General features: G+C 62.6%; 13 protein-coding genes. 6 read left to right on the top strand and 7 right to left on the bottom strand.

Translation table 11 applies throughout. The annotated features are described in order from the left end of the window. Window positions 1–20: 20 nt before the first annotated feature. The 5 genes from BLT65_RS24395 to BLT65_RS24375 form a co-directional block, all read right to left on the bottom strand. A complete protein-coding gene (locus BLT65_RS24395; protein ID WP_091781949.1) occupies window positions 21–1,007 on the bottom strand; it encodes a DODA-type extradiol aromatic ring-opening family dioxygenase in 987 nt (328 codons plus the stop codon). 81 nt (window positions 1,008–1,088) lie between these two features. Further along, window positions 1,089–2,369, bottom strand: coding sequence for an MFS transporter (locus BLT65_RS24390; RefSeq protein WP_091781946.1), 1,281 nt, complete (start codon window positions 2,367–2,369; stop codon window positions 1,089–1,091). Between the two features lie 75 nt (window positions 2,370–2,444). Further along, entirely contained in the window at window positions 2,445–3,293 is an 849-nt protein-coding gene (locus tag BLT65_RS24385) for an amidohydrolase family protein (RefSeq protein WP_091781943.1), read from the bottom strand. Between the two features lie 46 nt (window positions 3,294–3,339). Next, window positions 3,340–4,365 carry an amidohydrolase family protein gene (locus BLT65_RS24380; protein WP_091781940.1) on the bottom strand — a complete coding sequence of 342 codons (1,026 nt, stop codon included), beginning with the start codon at window positions 4,363–4,365 and terminating at the stop codon, window positions 3,340–3,342. A 20-nt stretch (window positions 4,366–4,385) separates the two neighbouring features. Further along, window positions 4,386–5,363, bottom strand: a complete 978-nt coding sequence (locus BLT65_RS24375) for an ABC transporter substrate-binding protein (protein ID WP_091781937.1) — start codon at window positions 5,361–5,363, stop codon at window positions 4,386–4,388. Between the two features lie 243 nt (window positions 5,364–5,606). On the opposite strand from BLT65_RS24375, the gene BLT65_RS24370 reads away from it, so the two are divergent. The 5 genes from BLT65_RS24370 to BLT65_RS24350 all read left to right on the top strand — a co-directional run bounded on the left by BLT65_RS24370 (window position 5,607) and on the right by BLT65_RS24350 (window position 12,206). Next, a complete protein-coding gene (locus tag BLT65_RS24370) occupies window positions 5,607–6,341 on the top strand; it encodes an ABC transporter substrate-binding protein (RefSeq protein WP_091781934.1) in 735 nt (244 codons plus the stop codon). Between the two features lie 257 nt (window positions 6,342–6,598). Next, the gene (locus BLT65_RS24365) at window positions 6,599–7,585 is read left to right on the top strand and encodes an alpha/beta fold hydrolase (RefSeq protein WP_091781931.1); all 987 of its coding nucleotides are present in this window, start codon (window positions 6,599–6,601) and stop codon (window positions 7,583–7,585) included. A 143-nt stretch (window positions 7,586–7,728) separates the two neighbouring features. Continuing rightward, a complete protein-coding gene (locus tag BLT65_RS24360; protein WP_091781928.1) occupies window positions 7,729–8,622 on the top strand; it encodes a LysR family transcriptional regulator in 894 nt (297 codons plus the stop codon). Between the two features lie 95 nt (window positions 8,623–8,717). Continuing rightward, window positions 8,718–10,685: an aconitase family protein gene (locus BLT65_RS24355; RefSeq protein ID WP_091781925.1), complete on the top strand. Its 1,968-nt coding sequence runs from the start codon at window positions 8,718–8,720 to the stop codon at window positions 10,683–10,685. A gap of 78 nt (window positions 10,686–10,763) precedes the next feature. Continuing rightward, window positions 10,764–12,206, top strand: coding sequence for an MFS transporter (locus BLT65_RS24350; protein ID WP_091781922.1), 1,443 nt, complete (start codon window positions 10,764–10,766; stop codon window positions 12,204–12,206). Between the two features lie 56 nt (window positions 12,207–12,262). On the opposite strand, the gene BLT65_RS24345 is transcribed toward BLT65_RS24350, so the two are convergent. Then, window positions 12,263–13,168, bottom strand: a complete 906-nt coding sequence (locus tag BLT65_RS24345) for a LysR family transcriptional regulator (protein ID WP_091781919.1) — start codon at window positions 13,166–13,168, stop codon at window positions 12,263–12,265. 99 nt (window positions 13,169–13,267) lie between these two features. On the opposite strand from BLT65_RS24345, the gene BLT65_RS24340 reads away from it, so the two are divergent. Continuing rightward, window positions 13,268–16,855, top strand: a complete 3,588-nt coding sequence (locus tag BLT65_RS24340; protein WP_091781916.1) for an indolepyruvate ferredoxin oxidoreductase family protein — start codon at window positions 13,268–13,270, stop codon at window positions 16,853–16,855. A 552-nt stretch (window positions 16,856–17,407) separates the two neighbouring features. On the opposite strand, the gene BLT65_RS24335 is transcribed toward BLT65_RS24340, so the two are convergent. Beyond that, window positions 17,408–18,403 (bottom strand): helix-turn-helix domain-containing protein, encoded by a 996-nt coding sequence (locus BLT65_RS24335; RefSeq protein ID WP_091782251.1) that lies wholly within the window; start codon window positions 18,401–18,403, stop codon window positions 17,408–17,410. Window positions 18,404–18,459: the final 56 nt, after the last annotated feature.

Here is an 18,459-nt window from a genome sequence, read left to right as displayed (position 1 = left end):
AATGCGATAAACGATGACGATCAGTCAGCGGCTTTCCAGTACATGAAGCCCATGCCTTCGCCGGTTCCCGCTGGCGTGCGCCAGCACGGCACGTAGTCCACCAGCGTCATTTCCGCGCCCGTTTCCTGCACGGCCTTCATCACGCTCACGTAGAGCTTGATTTCCGACGTACCCGACTGATACGAGCGGTCATCCACGGCAGCGAGACCGTCGTAGTCGTACTCGGCCAGCATCTTCATGATGCGGTGATCGAACTCTTCATCATTGACGAAGTGCGACAGTCCACCCGACGCGAAAATGCCGACGCGCACATCCTCGGGCCATGCGGTAATCGCGTCGCGCAACACGCGTCCGAATTCGATGCAGCGCGACATCGAAGGCTGCGTCGGCGGATAGAAGCAGTTCATGATGACGGGCACATGCGGCGGCGGATCGTCGCTCATGATCTGGTGATACACGAAGCTGTACGCGTGCGGCACCACGGGATACTCAGGCAGCGGCTTCATCCACACGTTGTCGGGCCATGCGAACAGATCGGTCAGATCGAAGCCTTCTTTCTGGAAATGGTCGATCAGATACGTGGCGAGTTGCGGATGACACTTGTGTGTGACGTGATGGTCCGGTGCGTACACGGAACGTTGCGGCGGACCGTTGTGTACTTCCTCGCCGCTGTAGATCGCAATCGACGGCGAGAAGTCGGTGAAGATCTCCTTTTGATCCTTGCCCAGAATGATCGCGACATCGATCTTCGCGTCGCGGTATGCCGCCGCCATTTCGTCGAGCGCGACACGGCAGCGCGCGGCGCGCGCGGTGCGTTCTTCCAGCGTCAGGTATTTTTCGAACGCGGCTTCGCGGTGCGCTTCCAGTTCGGGATATGTCCACGTCCGGTTGCGATACCACAGTTCCGGATTGTTGCGGTCGCGCTCGCCGTTCTTGAGCCAGTCTTCCGGTGCCTGGCCCAGCATGCCGCTATGCGGCACTGCCATCCCGAATACGATCTTCGCCATATATGGTTTCTCAATGATTGAACAGGTTCTTCAGGGCCGGGTCCCGGCCATGCTGTGTTTTTGCGTGGCTAACCAGGCCAGTCAGGCTTGCCGCAGCGAGCCGTGCGACCCGGTGACCTTGGGCGCCCATTCGGGGCGGTACAGAATCAGCGTGGCCGTCGCGCCTATCAGCAGGAAGCCGAGGATCACCATCATCGGCAGGTCATAACTTCCGCTGACATGCAGCAGCCATCCCGACAAACTCGCCGCGATGCCGCCCGCGAGACTCGTGGCAACCTGCTGCACGCCCGTGACGAGGCCGATGGCCTGCTTCGGAATCAGCGTCAGGCGCGACAGCACGAGGTTGTTCGCGGTGACGAAGCCAAGCAGCGAGAGCGACAGCACGTTCCAGAACAGCGCCATTTCGACGGTATGCGCATACGCGCCGAGCAACACCGTGCATCCGCCGATAAAGCCCGCCACCGTGAATGCCTTGCGCACGCGAATCGGATCGCGTCCTCGCGCGATGACGCGGTCTGCGGCCCACCCCGCAAGCGCCGCGACGATAGCGATGCCCGCGAAGCTGAAGAACGTGAACAGCCCGGAACGCGAGATCGACAGGTTGCGTTGCTCGACCAGATAGGCGGGCATCCACGTCATGCAGTAGAACGTGAAATAGCCGTAGCAGAAGTTGGTGATCATGCCGCCCCACACGACGGGGCTCGCCAGGATGCTCGCGAGGCTAACCGTGCGCGCGCTGCGATTGCTCGCCGTGAGTTCGGCCTTCGACGGCAGATCGTTGCGCACCACCAGCAGCCAGGGCGCGAGCCAGATCAACCCGACAAGGCCCGTCGCGATGAACATCACTTGCCACGAATAGTTGACGATGAACCAGGCGCCGACGGGCGCGCCGAGCGCCGGGCCGAACTTGTTGCCCATTGCCAGGATGCCGACCGCGAGACCGTTCTGGCTTTCGTCGAAGTTGTTGCGAATCCAGCGGTAGCTTGCGGGAATCACAATGGCTTCTGCCATGCCGATGATTAGACGCATCACGACGAGACTCGCGAGCGCCGTCACCGCGCCCATCAGCGCCGTCGCGATGCACCACAACGCGAAGCTGATCGCGTACGGCCACTTCACGCCATAGCGGTCGGCGACCCAGCCCATCGGCACCTGGAACAGACCGTACGACCAGAAGAAGGCCGAGTTGATCCAGCCGCGATCGATGTCCGTCAGCGCGAAATGCCGGATGAAGCCCGCGTCGGCCAGCGTCGAAGAAATGCTGGTGCGATCGATAAAGGAAACCAACACGCCGATCGCAAGGAGCGCGAGTGTCGCCCAGCGACTCGCGATGCCTGGTCGCCCAGATTTGTTTGTCTCCATCTTTAGCTTCTCTTCAGTTTTGTTTGGATGCTGCGTGCCGCTGGCGTCTTGTGCGGTTCGAGTCGCCCTCTGACGTCAGGCCAGCGCCGGATACAGCTTTTGCGCGGTCTTGCCGAAGATCCACGCACGATCTTCGTCGCTCAGGCTCGCGAGACCTGCCTGAGCTGTCGCGAGAATCTCGGCGAGCGTTCCCGGCGACGTGGGGAAGTTCGAGCCCCATGCCATCCGTTGCGCGCCGAAGGCCTCGACCACGCGCGGAAAGAACGTCTCCGCGCTCGCCTTTTCCTTCTTCACGTCGCCGAAAATGCGCGGCGTGAGCTTCAGGTAGATGTTATCGAGTGGCGCCAGCTCGAACAGGCTTTGAGCGTTCGCGTAAGGCGAGCCATCGGCGACTTCGGGGCGGCCCAGGTGATCGAGGACGATCGGCACAGTCGGAAAGCGTCGCGCGAGCGCGGTCACCTGCGGCAGTCCGATCGGGCCCGTCTGGATGCACATCGGCAGGGCGAATTCCGCGCACAGTTCCCATGCCGGGAATGAGCGCGGATCGTCGAGTTCGCTCGGGTCGAACTCCTTCGTGCTGCCGCCCGTGAAGAGACGCAGGCCCGCGAGACCGCGTCCGACCCATTCGCGGATACGTTTCGGCGCATCCTCTTGCAGCACATCCACCGAGCCGACCGCCACGAGACGGTCCGCATATTTTGCGCAGCCGTCGACCACGTAGCTGTTATCGAAGCCGTAAGTGGTCGACGAATGGACCACGGCGGCCTTCGCGACGCCGGCGGCGTCCATTGCGGCGATCAGCGTCTCGACGGTCGTCGGGCGTTCCTTCGACCATTCGGAGCGCTTGCCGAACAGCGGCGCGGGCGGATAAGCGCCTTCGTCGTCGGAAATGATGTGCGGGTGGATATCAACGATTGAAGTCATGAGTGTCTCTGTGTCTGTCGTCGTGCTTGCGTGCTTATTTGCGTCGTCACTTGCCGCGCGCCTCGAGCCGCGCGTCGAGGCGCGGGTAGACGCGCCGTGCGTTGCCTTCGAAAATCTTGTAGCGGTCTTCGTCGGTCAATGCGGCGCAACCGTCGATGTAGCGCTTCGTGTCGTCGAAGTACTGGCCCGTTAGCGGGTCTTTGCCACGCACCGCGCCGATCATCTCCGAGCCGAACAGCACGTTGTCCGACGGCACGACCTTGGTCAGCAACTCGACGCCCGGCTGGTGGTACACGCACGAGTCGAAGAAGATGTTGTTCAGCAGACCTTCGAGCGGACGCTCGTGCATTTCCAGCGACATGCCGCGATAACGTCCCCAGTGATAAGGCACCGCGCCGCCGCCGTGCGGAATCACGAGGCGCAGCGTCGGGAAGTCCTTGAACAGATCGCCTTGCAGCAATTGCATGAACACCGACGTATCCGCATTCAGATAATGCGCGCCCGTGCCGTGGAAGCACGGGTTGCACGACGCGGCGACGTGAATCATCGCGGGCACGTCGAGGTCGACGAGTGCTTCATACAGCGGATACCATTCGCGGTCGGTCATCGGCTTGCCAGTCCAGTAACCGCCCGTCGGATCGGGATTCAGGTTGCAGCCGACAAACCCGAGTTGCTCGACACAGCGCCGCAGTTCCTTGATCGAATTGGCAGGCGCCGCGCCCGGCGATTGCGGCAACTGGCACACCGGCGCGAAGTTGTCCGGATACAGTTCCGTCACGCGGTACACGAGATCGTTCGATACCTCGGCCCATTCGAGGCTTGTGCGCTCGTTGCCCAGGTGGTGGCTCATCAAACCGGCGATCGGCGAGAACAGCGTAAGGTCGCTGCCGCGCTCGCGTTGCAGCTTGAGCTGGCCGTTGCCGATCGCTTCGCGGATTTCGTCGTCGCTCACCCGTGCGCCATCGCGCGAAGGTGCATTGGCCGGATCGTTCGCGAATTCGACCTGTTTGGCGCGCCAGGCGCGAAACGATGCGGGAACGGTCGTGAAGTGACCGTGGCAATCGATAATCATGTTGTCTCCGTTCTGTTCGATCAGCGCGCTTGTGGATCGACGAAGAGTTCGCCAATCGACATGCGGCGCGGTGTCAACCCTTGCTTGAACGCGGTGGCTTCCAGCGTTTCGATCGTCTTGAGGTTTTCCTGCAGACCGTACGGCAGCGGATCGTGTCCGACGATCTTGCGCAGTTCGAGATACTTCTTGTCGCTTGCGCTCGTCGCTTCACCGGCGTCGAGCCGCCCGAGCCATTCTTTCTTCGCCTGCGCGAACGCATCGAAAATCGACTTCGCGATCCACGGATGCTCGGCCAGCACCGAATCCTTCACGACGATCGTGCCGTGCATCGGATACACGCCCGTGCGCTTGTAGTAATCGGCTTCGAGCGCTGCTGCGTTCGGCAGCAGGTCCGGATAGTCCGCTTCGACTTCCTTCCAGCCGCCTGTCGGCGCGCCCGTACGGCCGATGCCCGCAGCAGCCGCGAAGCCCGCCGACAGTTCGCCCTTCTCCATCATTTCCGCCAACGAACTGCCAGCGGGCGCGTGAATCACGTTCGACGGCAATTTGAGTTGCGTGACGTGTTCTTCGTCGTCGACCACCCACGTCACCTTCGACGAATCGAGACCGAACTCGTCGATCAGCACCTGACGCGTCCACACGCCCGTCGTCACCGAATAGGCGCGCACGCCGACCTTCTTGCCTTCGAGGTCCTTCGGCTCCTTGATCCCGGCATCCGGACGCACCAGCAGCCCGCCGTGATGAAAACGCCGCACGACGAAGATCGGCAATCCGACGAAGGGCGCGCCATACGCACGGGCGATGATGTAAGTTGTCGGCGCCAGTTCGCACACGTCGAATTCGACATCGCGCACCATCCGGCGAAACGCGCCGATTTGCGGCTGAACGGTGATGAACTCGGCATCCACGCCTTCGATGGGAATGGAGCCGTTGCGGATAGCCGATGTATGCGGATGCTCCGCGATGGCGATCTTGAGCGGGACTTTTCTGGTCAACATCCTCTCCTTGAGTGGTTCGTCGCCGGCGACGGGATCAGCGCCTGGCGTATCGTCTCGATGGGTTGAGAATATTTGACGGGGCCTGCCGTGTCCCTACACAAAACGCAGATTCAATGGCACTTTTGTCGATGCCGCGCGGGCGCGAGGTGATGTTCAGCGGGACTTTTGTGCGCCGACACAAAACCGGTTTATCCTTGCACGCTCAGGCCGCAGCACAAAAACGCGGTCGCCACGGGAGCATTCATGACTATCGATCAAACCGTCGTCGCCGCGTTCACGCCCACTGGCAAGGTGCGCGCGTCGATCAATCTCGGCAACCCGATCCTCGCTAACAAGAACGCTGAAACGGGCGAGCCGTTCGGCGTATCCGTCGATCTGGCGCGCGCGTTCGCCGACAAGCTCGGCGTCGAACTGGAACTGGTCGTGTTCGACGCAGCGGGCAAATCGGTTCAGGCGGTCAGCGAGGAGCGCGCGGATTTTGGCTTCTTCGCCGTCGATCCGTTGCGCGGCGAGACGATTGCGTTCACGGCGCCGTATGTGTTGATTGAAGGTTTCTATCTCGTGCGCGATGACTCGCCCGTGAAGACGAATGCCGATGTCGATCATGCGCACAACCGCGTCGCCGTCGGCAAGGGCAGCGCGTATGACCTGTTCCTGACGCGCGAATTGAAGGCCGCGGAGATCGTGCGCGCGCCGACGTCACCCGCTGTCGTACAGACGTTCCTCGAACAGAATCTCGAAGTCGCTGCGGGCGTGAAGCAGCAGCTCGAAGCCGATGCGAAGAAGGCCAGCGGACTTCGGCTGCTCGACGAACGGTTCATGGTGATCCAGCAGGCAATGGGTACGCCGAAGAGCCGTGGGCAAGCGGCGGCGGCAGCGTTGCATGCGTTTGTCGAAGAGATGAAGGCTTCCGGGTTTGTCGCCGACGCGCTGGCGAGACATGGGATCGCGGGAGCGTCGGTCGCTCCGAAAGCGTAGTGGTTGCGCGCCCAGCGCGCGCTCCAGCCAGCTTTGCATAGAAACGGCCCGAGGCGGCCGTCACGTCCAGTCAGCCCTCCGCCGGCATTGCCGACATGTTCGATCCGATGCAACGAGTTCATCGGCAAACACGTACGTCAATTGGCCGGCACCTCCCTACTATCGATTCCAGTCGCCGCACGGTGTCGTTGACAGCGTGCCGGCATTGCCATCCCGGCTTTCGCACATGTTCGCCCTTCAGGACGACTGGAATCATCATGCGCAATACGTTTATCTCCGCTTTGCTCGCCGCGTCGATTGTTTTGACGGGCGCGGCGCATCACGCCCACGCTGCCACCAATGACGACTATCTGCCGACTACATCGGCGGCCATCTCGACCGCGACCGCAAAAATCGTCGACGGCAAGGTCGACGTGAACGGCGTGCGTTACCACTACCTTCTGGCGCAGGGCGACAAGAAAGGCACGCCCGTCGTGCTGTTGCACGGTTGGGGCTCCACGTCGTACATGTGGCGCTACGTGATGCCGCAACTCGTCGCGCGCGGCTATACGGTGCTCGCGCCGGATCTACGCGGCCTCGGCGATACGTCGAAGCCCGCAACAGGCTACGACAAGGCGAACGTCGCCGAGGACATCCGCGCGCTCGTCGCGAAGCTCAACCTCGGTCCGCAGGTCAACGTCGTCGGCCACGACATGGGCGGGATGGTCGCTTATGCGTATGCGGCGCAGCATCCTGACGACGTTCGCACGCTCGCGATTCTCGACGTGCCGCTGCCCGGCATCGAGCCATGGGATCAACTCGTACAGACGCCGCGCACGTGGCACTTCCGCTTTTATTCGGTGCAGGACGTGCCCGAGATGCTGATCGCCGGACACGAACTCGAATACCTGAAGTGGTTCCACAACTCGGAAGCGGTGAATGCCCGCGCGTTCACGAACGAAGTTGAAGAAACCTATGCCCGCGAATACGCGATGCCGGGCGCGCTGCGCGCAGGCTTCGAGTACTACCGCGCGTTTCCGCAAGATGTGAAGGCCAATCAGGCGTTTTCCGCGACGAAGCTGACGATGCCGGTGCTTGGCATCGGCGGTGCGGGGAGCTTCGGGCCGATCATCGGCGATCATTTGCGGCATGTCGCCACGAATGTCGAGGCGGTCAATGTGCAGGGCTCGGGCCATTGGGTCGCCGAAGAGCAGCCTGCCGTCGTGACGGGTGCGTTGCTCCGGTTTCTGCCGCCTGCGCGTTGAATGTCGAGGCGCCTTGCCTTCGCTCGTCGGATCACGCGCCCACCAGCCACGGGCGCAAAAAGGGCCGCTGTTAATATGGCCGCTGACGGACTGCCTCGATCAGTCCGCCCCACAAGCCAAGAACGTCGACAAGGTCCGGCAGCATGCGCATCGATCCGTACAGCCTGGAGCTGTTCATATCCGTCGTGCAGGAAGGCTCCATCGCTCGGGCGGCCAGCCGCAATCACATCGCTCCTTCGGCGCTGAGCAGACGCATTGCGGATCTCGAATCCGCAATGGGCCTTCCTTTGCTGATCCGCTCGCCCGCTGGCGTCGAGTTGACCGAGGCGGGGCGCCACGCATTCTCGCGTGCGGTATCGGTCCATGACGAGTTGCAGTCGCTCGCGCGCGAGGTTCAATCGCTCAGCGGCCAGGTCGCCGGCGTCGTGCGTCTGTATGCGAATGCGTCCGCGATCGTCGGCTTTTTGCCCGAGCGCCTAAAAGCCTTTCAGGCCCGCTACCCGCTCGTACAGATCGCGTTGACCGAGCAGATCAGCGACGAAGTGATTCGCGCGTGCGTGGACGATCGCGCAGACGTGGGCATCTCGGCGAGCAGCAAGATACCGGGAGGCCTGGATTCATGGCACTTCGCCGATGATCCGCTGATGGTCGTGCTCCCGCTCGATCATGAACTCGCCGCCCTCGATGCGCCGACATTCAGCGACGTCATCCGTTTTCCGCTCGTCGCGCTGCAGGCGGGCGGCTCACTCGATCAGACGCTGAAGGAGCGCGCCGATGCGGTTCGGACGCCGCTCAATCTGTCCGTGACGGTCAACAGTTTCGATGCGCAATGCCGGATGGTCGAAGCGGGGCTCGGCATCGGCATCGTCCCGACGAGCGCCGCGTCCGCTTTCGCCGGATCGCGCGGTTTCGTGCGCCGGCCGCTCGATGAAACGTGGGCGCGTAACCGCAGCCTGCGGGTTCACGCGCTCAAAAAATCGTCACGCCTTAAAGCCGTGCAGGCGTTGATCGATTCACTCTCTCAGGCCGAGGGTTAACGAGGACATCGCGATTTGCGATGTCCCCTTTGCCGATCGAGCACTTCGTGATCGACGCCGTCGCCGTCTAGATTTCCCGTTGAAGGAGAAATCAGATGGCGAAACTGGATTTGACGGGCCGGATACTGTTTCTTTGCGACGATCCTGAACGGATCGAACGGCAACTCGACGGCTCCGATCTGACGCAAGCATCGGCGGGAACGTTGAGAGACGACGTATCGACGGACGAGATCACGCCGATGAGCGTGCTCACCCGCTTCGACGAACGTCTCGGCCGGTTTCCATACGTCGGGTTCCGCACGGGAGATCGCAATCCGATCGGCCCCGACGCGATCCGCACTGGCGGCTTTTGTGTGACGGTCGCGGGCAATCGATACGGTAAAGGTTCGTCGCGCGAACACAGTCCCGTCGCGGAATATCGCGCGGGCATACGGCTCGTGATTGCGAAGAGCTTCGAACGGATTTATCGACAGAACGCGGATAACCTTGGGCTGTTTACGTCGACGGATTTCGGGCTGATCGAACGCATCCAGCGCGGCGAGCCGATCGACATCGAGGAACTCGTTGCTTCGCGCGACAGCCTGTCTGCGTCGATCCTGAGAAGCGGCGGCCTGTTGCGCTATGGCGCGCGGCATATGCAGCGCATCGAAATCGCCGCGTGTCCCGTCGATTCCATCGATACCGAACCGCGCACGCTGGCGCACAAGATTCTGCAGCGCCACGCGCTTCGCACGGAAGGTACGGGCGATTCGCTGACGCCCGGCTCCGGCGTATTCGTTCGTGCCGACTGGCGCTTTATCCACGAGTACTACACGGGTATGGCAACGCACATGCTGCACGCGACGTTCGGCAAGCCATTGTCGCTGCATCAGCCCGAGACCATTCTCACGTTCGAAGACCATCTCTCCTATTCGCACAAGAGCGAACTGCACGTGAGAAACGGTCTGCTGCCTGATGTGCGCGAACTGTCGGAGGCACACCGGCAATTCGCCAAAGATTACGGCTTGACGAATCACGGCTACCTGAACGCCACCGGCGACACCCTTAGCGAAGGCTCCGAAGGCATCTCGCACGCGATGATGGCGGAGCGCTACGCGCTGCCGGGTCAGCTCATCGTCGGCACGGATTCACACACGCCGCACAGCGGCGCGCTCGGCTGCGTGGCGTTCGGTGTCGGCACGACGGATATGGCGAACGCTTTCGTCACGGGCGCGGTACGGATGACCGTGCCGCAATCGCTGCGTGTTGATTTCAACGGCTCCGTCCCGGCTGGTGTGACGGCGAAGGATCTCGCGCTGCATCTGCTCGCCGACCCGAGAATCCGTGCCGGCGCGGGCGTCGGCAAGATATTCGAGTTCGCCGGCGCCGCAATCTCGCAACTGACGACGGACGAACGCGCGACTCTCACGAACATGACGGCGGAACTCGGTGGCTTCACCGGTATCGTCGCGCCCGATGAAGAAACCATCCGCTTTCTCAAGGAACGGCGCGGCATCGACTTCGTAGTCGAACCGTGGATGCGCAGCGATCCGGACGCAGTCTACGCCGACGTGATCGCGATCGACTGCACGCAGATTTCGCCGATGCTCGCCGCGCCCGGCGACCCCGGCAACGGCGTTGCGCTGCGCGATCTTGCCCAACGTCCGCGCGTCGAGATTGCGTATGGCGGTTCGTGTACAGCGGGAAAGCGCGAGGACTTCGACCACTATCACGCGGTGCTGGCATGGGCCGCCGCGCGCGGCATGCGCGTGCCATCCGATGTGAAGCTCTATCTGCAGTTCGGCACTTCCGACGTCAGGGACTATTGCGTGCGGCGCGGCTATATCGACGCGTTCGAGCAGGTCGGCGCCATCCTGCTGCAACCGTCGTGCGGCGCATGCGCGAACTGCGGGCCGGGTTCATCGACGGATGCAAGCCAGGTGACGATCAGCGCGATCAACCGCAATTTCCCCGGCCGCTCCGGTCCTGGTCAGGTATGGCTTGCGAGTCCGCCAACTGTCGTCGCGAGCGCGCTTGTGGGCCGGATCGCGTCATTCGCCGAGTTGCAGGAGCAGTACGCGTGAAGCGCCGAGCGATCGACTACGGATAGCGAGCAGTCGCACGAGCCGTGAAACATTCAAACTACGAGACAGGAGACAGACATGGCCATTCTGGAGGGCGCCTCGGATCTACGCGCCACTGACATTCCAACGCGCGTCGAGACGGCATCGGCGGCCGCTACGGGCGCGATTTCGGCGCGCCTCGACAGGCTTCCCGCGACGCGCGCCGTCTGGAAGCTGATCCTGCTGCTGAGCCTTGGTTTCTTCTTCGAACTCTACGATCTTCTGTTCACGGGCTACATCGCGCCCGGTCTCGTCAAGAGCGGCATTCTCACGCCGACCACCACGGGTCTGTTCGGCACGTCAGGCGTCGCGAGCTTCATCGCTGCGCTGTTCAGCGGACTGTTCGTCGGCACCATCGCGTGCGGCTTTCTCGCCGACCGTTTCGGCCGACGCGCGATCTTCACGTGGTCTTTACTGTGGTACGTCGCGGCGAACACGGTGATGGCCTTTCAGGATACGGCGAGCGGTTTGAACTTGTGGCGCTTCATCTCGGGTATGGGGATTGGCGTCGAGCTGATTACCATCGGCACCTACATGTCCGAACTCGCGCCGAAGCATCTGCGCGGCAGGGCGTTCGCAATCTGTCAGACGATCGGCTTCTCGGCTGTGCCTGTCGTCGCGTTTCTTTCGTGGCTGCTCGTACCCACGTCGCCGTTTGGCGTGGATGGCTGGCGATGGGTCGTGCTGCTCGGCGGCATCAGCGCGCTGTTCGTCTGGTACTTCAGGCGCAATCTTCCGGAAAGTCCGCGCTGGCTGGCGGGCAAAGGCCGGCTTCGCGAAGCCGACGAAGTGCTCGCGCGACTCGAAGAAAAAGTCGCGCAGCAGCACGGACAGGCGTTGCCCGAGCCGGGACCGTCTGAACCCGTCCCGCGCAAGGCCGGATTCGCCGATATGTGGAAACCGCCGTATCGCAAGCGCACCGTGATGCTGATCATCTTCCACATCTTCCAGACAGTCGGTTTCTTTGGCTTCGCGAACTGGGTGCCGACGCTGCTCGTCAAGCAAGGCATCACGGTGACGTCCAGCTTGCTGTACACGACCGTCATCGGCCTGGCGGCACCGCTTGGGCCATTGCTCGGCTACTGGATTGCGGACCGCTTCGAACGCAAACATGTGATCGTCTGTATGGCCGCGCTCAATATCGTGGCGGGCCTGCTCTTCAGCCAGGCAGCATCGGCCGTCGAGATCGTGATACTGGGCGTGCTTCTGACGCTGGCGGGCAACATCATCTCGTTCACCTATCACGCGTATCAGCAGGAACTCTATCCGACGGCGATTCGCGCGCGTGCAGTGGGCTTCGTCTATTCGTGGAGCCGTCTGTCGGCGGTGTTCAGTTCGTTCGTGATCGCGTTCACGCTGAAGGATTTCGGCGTCGCAGGCGTGTTCGTCTTCATTGCGGGCGCGATGACACTCGTGATCTTCACGATCGGCCTGATGGGCCCGCGAACGCTCGGCAAATCGCTCGAGAGCATTTCACACTGAACAACGTCTGGCGTGTGCCGGCGGCCTGCAAGGCGGGCCGCCGCGCGCGGCATCGTTCACGTGCCGCACGCGTGAATCAGAAACTGCTGTAGCGCCGTCGCCGGCCCGCTCAACTGCGCGCCCTTCGGCCAGATCATGCCCGCATCCATTTGCGGCACCACGTCCGTGATGGGCCGCGCGTCGATGCGCTTGCCTTCCAGCGACCACGGACGGAACACCATATCCGACAGCACCGTCACGCCGAAACCATGCGCGACCAGTCCGCGCAGCGCTTCCATCGAACTCGTGCGAAACGCGATGTTCGGCTCGATCCCCTTTTTCTTCCAGTAACGCAGCGTCGACTGCTCGCCCTCGTCGACCGTAATCAGGATGTACGGATGCGCCGCGATGTCCCTCAGCGACGGCGCGTCCACCTGCGCCAGCGGATGCGACGGTGCGAGCCACAATTGTCGCCGCGAGCGGATCAAAACCTGGCTGCCGAACCGGCTGAGCTTTTCGACATTCGACAGCAGCACCACGCCGATCTCGACATCGCCATCGAGCACGGCGCGCTCGATATCCGCCCGCTCCATGTCGCGCAAGTCGAACTCGATGAACGGATACGTCGCGCGAAAACGCGCCAGCAGTTCGGGCAGGAAATAGCCCAGCACCGTATACGAAGCGGCAATGCGCACGGTCCCGCGCATATCGTGCGAGCGGAACGGCGGCATGTGGACGGCGTCGCGCGCGGCGTCGAGCACGCGGCGCGCGTGGTTGTAGAAATCCTGGCCGTCCGGCGTGAGCGTGACGCCCTGCGGCAGCCGCTCGAACAGCCGCGTGCCGAGACCGCTTTCCAGTGCGAGCACCGCGTTGGTGATCGCCGATTGCGACACGTGCTCGTTGGCCGCCGCCATCGAGAACTGGCCCGTTTGCGCCGCGGCCACGAAGTAACGCAACTGCCGGAGTGTGAGATCGAACGCCATCTGATTTTCGAATACCGGAATTGTCTATTTGTGATTTTACGATAGCAATTCGGCTTTCTATACTCGGCGAAAAACACATTCCCCGGAGACAGCCCTGCCATGAATGCGCCCGATCTAGCCGTCGCATCCGACCTAGCGACCGAAACACCCGACACGCCCGTCACGCTTGAAGACAAGTACACGCTCGAGAAAGGCCGTGTGTATATCAGCGGCACGCAGGCGCTGGTGCGTCTTCCGATGCTGCAAAAAGCACGCGACCGTAAGGCCGGGCTCAACACGGCAGGCTTCATTTCCGGCTATCGCGGCTCGCCGCTGGGCGCGCTCGATCAGTCGCTGTGGAAAGCAAAAAAGCATCTGCAGGACAACGACATCGTCTTCCAGCCCGGCGTCAACGAAGATCTGGCCGCGACGTCCGTCTGGGGCACGCAGCAGATCAACCTGTGGCCGGGCGCGACGCGCGACGGCGTATTCGGCATGTGGTACGGCAAAGGCCCCGGCGTCGACCGTACGGGCGACGTGTTCAAGCACGCGAATTCCGCTGGCAGCGACGCGCGCGGCGGCGTGCTCGTGCTGGCGGGCGACGATCACGCGGCGAAGTCGTCGTCGGTTGCGCATCAGTCGGAGCACGCGTTCATCGCGGCGGGCATTCCCGTGCTGTATCCGGCGAACGTGCAGGAATATCTCGACTACGGGTTGCACGGCTGGGCGATGAGCCGCTACTCGGGCCTTTGGGTCGCGATGAAGTGCGTGACGGACGTGATCGAATCCACGGCGTCGATCGATCTCGATCCGGACCGCGTCGAAATCGTCACGCCGACCGATTACACGATGCCCGAGGGCGGCCTCAACATCCGCTGGCCCGATGCGCCGCTCGCGCAGGAAGCGCGGCTGCTCGACGAGAAATGGTATGCGGCGCTCGCCTATGTCCGCGCGAACAAGCTGAACCGCGTCGTGATCGATTCACCGACGCCGCGCTTCGGCATCATCACGGCGGGCAAGGCCTATCTCGACGTGCGCCAGGCGCTCAGCGACCTGGGCCTCGATGAAGACACCTGCGCTCAAATTGGCTTGCGTGTACTGAAAGTCGGCTGCGTGTGGCCGCTCGACGCGCAGGATGCACGTTCATTCGCGACGGGTCTGGAAGAAATTCTCGTCGTGGAAGAAAAGCGCCAGATTCTCGAATACGCGCTGAAGGAAGAGCTATACAACTGGCGCGAGGACGTACGGCCAAAGATCTATGGCAAGTTCGACGAGCGCGACAACGAAGGCGGCGAATGGTCGGTGCCGCGCGGCGACTGGCTGCTGCCCGCGCATTACGAACTGTCGCCGGCGCTGATTGCGAAGGCCGTGGCGCGGCGTCTGTCGCGCGCGGACCTGCCCGACGACGTGCGCGCGCGGATGCTCGCACGCGTCGCAATCATCGAAGCGAAAGAGCGCGAAGCGGCGAAGCCGCGCGTGTCCGTCGAACGCAAGCCGTGGTTCTGCTCCGGCTGCCCGCACAACACGTCGACTAACGTGCCTGAAGGCTCGCGCGCGCTCGCGGGCATCGGTTGTCACTACATGTCGATGTGGATGGACCGCAAGACGGAAACCTTCAGCCAGATGGGCGGCGAAGGGGTCGCGTGGATCGGCCAGATGCATTTCTCCGGCGATAAGCACGTGTTCGTCAATCTCGGCGATGGCACGTACTTCCACTCCGGGCTGCTGGCGGTTCGCGCGGCGATCGCGGCGAACGCGAACATCACGTACAAGATTCTTTACAACGATGCCGTCGCGATGACGGGCGGTCAGCCCGTCGACGGCGTGCTGACCGTGCCGCAGATCGCGCATCAGGTGCATGCCGAGGGCGCAAAGCGCATCGTCATCGTCACCGACGAGCCGCAGAAGTATCACTCGGGCATCGTGTTGCCCGCGGGCGTCGATGTCCATCATCGCGATCAGCTCGATACCGTGCAGCGCGCGCTGCGCGATATGCCCGGCACGACCGTGCTGATCTACGACCAGACTTGCGCGACCGAGAAACGGCGGCGGCGCAAACGCGGTGCGTATCCTGATCCGGCGCGCCGTGCGTTCATCAACGATGCCGTGTGCGAAGGCTGCGGCGATTGCTCGGTTCAATCGAACTGCCTCTCCGTCGAGCCGCTCGATACGCCGCTCGGCACGAAGCGCAAGATCAACCAGTCGTCGTGCAACAAGGACTTTTCTTGCGTGAAGGGCTTTTGTCCGAGCTTCGTCACGGCTGAAGGCGCGCAGCTTCGCAAGCCTCAGGCCGCGCGCGGCAGCGGCGCTGTCAATGGCGAGTTCGATACGCTGCCGATGCCATCGCTACCGGCGCTTGCAAGACCGTACGGCATTCTCGTGACGGGCGTCGGCGGCACGGGCGTCGTGACGATCGGCGGCCTGATCGGCATGGCCGCGCATATCGAACGCAAGGGCGTCACCGTGCTCGACATGGCTGGCCTCGCGCAAAAGGGCGGCGCCGTGCTCAGCCACGTGCAGGTCGCGTCCTCGCCCGATGCGTTGCACGCGACGCGCATCGCGACGGGCGAAGCGCGGCTTGTGATCGGTTGCGACGCGATCGTGTCGGCGTCGAACGATGTGCTGTCGCGCACGCAACACGGCGTGACGGTTGCCGCGATCAACAGCGGTGCGACGCCGACGGCCGAATTCGTCAAGAACCCGAAGTGGACTTTCCCGGGCACGCAGACGGAAGCGGGACTGCGCGACAGCATCGGCGAAGGATGCGCCTTCATCGACGCCAATGCGCTCGCGCTGAAACTGCTCGGCGACACGATCTATAGCAATCCGCTGCTGCTTGGCTTCGCGTGGCAGAAAGGCTGGCTGCCGCTGCAGCTGTCGAGTCTTGTGCGCGCGATCGAACTCAACGGCGTATCGGTCGAGAAGAACCAGCAGGCGTTCAATTGGGGACGATATATCGCGCATCATGGCGAGGCGGCTATGCAGGCGCTGCTCAAGCCGGCTGTCGCGCAGCAGGCGATCGTCATGCAGATGCCGGAATCGCTCGACAAGCTGATCGCATCGCGTGAAGCGCTGTTGACGGCGTACCAGAACGCAGCGTATGCGCAGCGATATCGCGACGTGATCGACCGTATCCACGCGAAGGAAACGCAGGTCGCAGGCAACGCGAAACTGCCGCTCACGCGCGCCGTGGCGACGGGCCTCGCGAAACTGATGGCCTACAAGGATGAGTATGAAGTCGCTCGCCTGTACGCGGATCCCGCTTATCTGGACAAACTGCGCCAACAGTTCGAGGGCGAACCGGGCCGCGATTACAAGCTGAGCTTCCATCTCGCGCCGCCGTTGCTCGCGAAGCGCGACGAACGTGGGAACTTGCAGAAGAAAAGCTTCGGCCCGTGGATGCTGCCCGTCTTCCGTGCGCTCGCACGTATGAAGGGACTGCGCGGCACCGCGCTGGATGTATTCGGCAAGACGGCCGAGCGGCGCGGCGAGCGGCAACTGATTGCGGAGTACATCGCGCTGGTCGACGAGTTTTGCGCGACGCTCTCTGTTGATCGCCTTCCCTTGGCGCTCCAGCTCGCCAGCCTGCCGGACGATATTCGCGGCTTCGGTCACGTGAAGGAACGCAATATCCAGGCAGCGGCGAAGAAGAAGGAGCGGTTGCTCAACGACTATCGGACGCCGGAGCGGTTGACTGCGAGCGCGTAACATCGATTGGATGGAAGCCGAACCGGGGCTTGCGGCAAACGCTGGCCCCGGTGCTTCGCCCGATACGCGCTTCGAGGTACAACATGCCCGGGTTCTTCATCCGCCGAAGAAGGGACGCACGCGCAGGGATGATGTGCCTGTTGGCGTACCTGATCGCCGGTTGTTCGACAGTGAATCAACCGCAAGCCGGCCAGACAGAAACGGCGCAATGCCGCGTACCTGGCCACTTTTGCCAGACGTTCTTTGGCCCGTAACTGAAAAGCCAACACGCCGTGCGCATACCGAGGGGAAAAAAAGAAAAGCCCACCAAGTGGTGGGCTGAATCCATATCAGGAGGAGACATGGAGGAGACAGAGATCAGTATAAACCCCTATTCGTGTAATGCAAGCGTTTGTATCGCCGTAGCAACGTTCATTTCTCCCGCCGCCCCTGCCAAGCCCGCCCGCGTGTAGCCTGCGCGCCACACCGTACCTCCCGCCTGTTGCACCAGAGCAACGCTTGACAAGCATTATCAAACATCAGTGGGGCGGTGGCCGCTCCGGAAGGCACCGTTCAAAGCAAGCTCTCGCGCTTGCGAAACTCACGCGGCGACACGCCATAGCCATCGCGGAAACGCCTGCTGAAATGCGCCGCGTCATTGAAGCCATTGCGATACGCAATCTGTTCGATCGATAAACCGGCTAACAACGGATTGACCAACTCATCGCGACACCGCGCGAGCCTTTGCTGCAACACGTATTTCCCATACTGCAGATCGAGCGCTTCAAACAGCTTGTGTACGTAGCGCTTCGAGACACCCAACGCCATCGCGCACGCTTCGACATCCAGTTCCGGGTCGCACAGATTCGCTTCGATAAACCGGGTCAGTTGCACCCAGCGCAGCGGTTGCGCGACGGTTGGCGCCGCCTCGCGGCCAGTGCGCTGCGCGATTTCCTCCGCTTCCCGATACGCCGCGCCGAGCAACGCAACCAGCGCTTCTTCGGCAGCGGCGAGCGTGACGGGACTCATGCTCTCGAACGAAGGCAACACCTCGTCGACGAAACAACGCAGGCTCTTCACGATGCCCGATGCAGCATCCGCCCGCTGTGGACGAAACTGCGCGTACCGCGAAACCGCCTGACCAAGAAAACGCGCAATCGGCAAACGGATCATCAGCAGATGCGCGGGCTCTTCGATACGCGCAACCGACGGCACGCGTACACGCCGAAACGTGATATCGCCCTTTGCGAACGGCAGCGTGCAGCCTTGCTGGGTGACTGTGCCGCGCCCGGCCAGCGCGACCAGCACGACGACGTCGTCGCCCGTAAGCCAGCGCAGATGGTCGTTGTCGTGCCGCACTTCCTGGCGGCCCATATGTGCCGTCGCGAGTACGCCGCCGCCTGTCAGCCGGCATGCGCGCAACTCGTCTTGCGCGACCTGTCCGTCGAACAGCAGTTCGCCCGGCATCACGATGTAATCGAGCGAACGCTTCAACTCGTCGATACCGCTCGACGGCATCGGGAAAAGCGTCGGCGCATAGGGCAGACGAAACGCGGAACTGTCGGGCATGGCGAAATCCTCCCGGCCTGGACGCCGCTGGAAAATCATGAGATCGCAACGGCCCA

It is taken from the genome of Paraburkholderia steynii (genome assembly GCF_900100565.1).
In the GTDB taxonomy this organism is placed as follows: Bacteria; Pseudomonadota; Gammaproteobacteria; order Burkholderiales; family Burkholderiaceae; genus Paraburkholderia; species Paraburkholderia terrae.
This window is presented reverse-complemented; position numbering and strand designations above follow the sequence as displayed.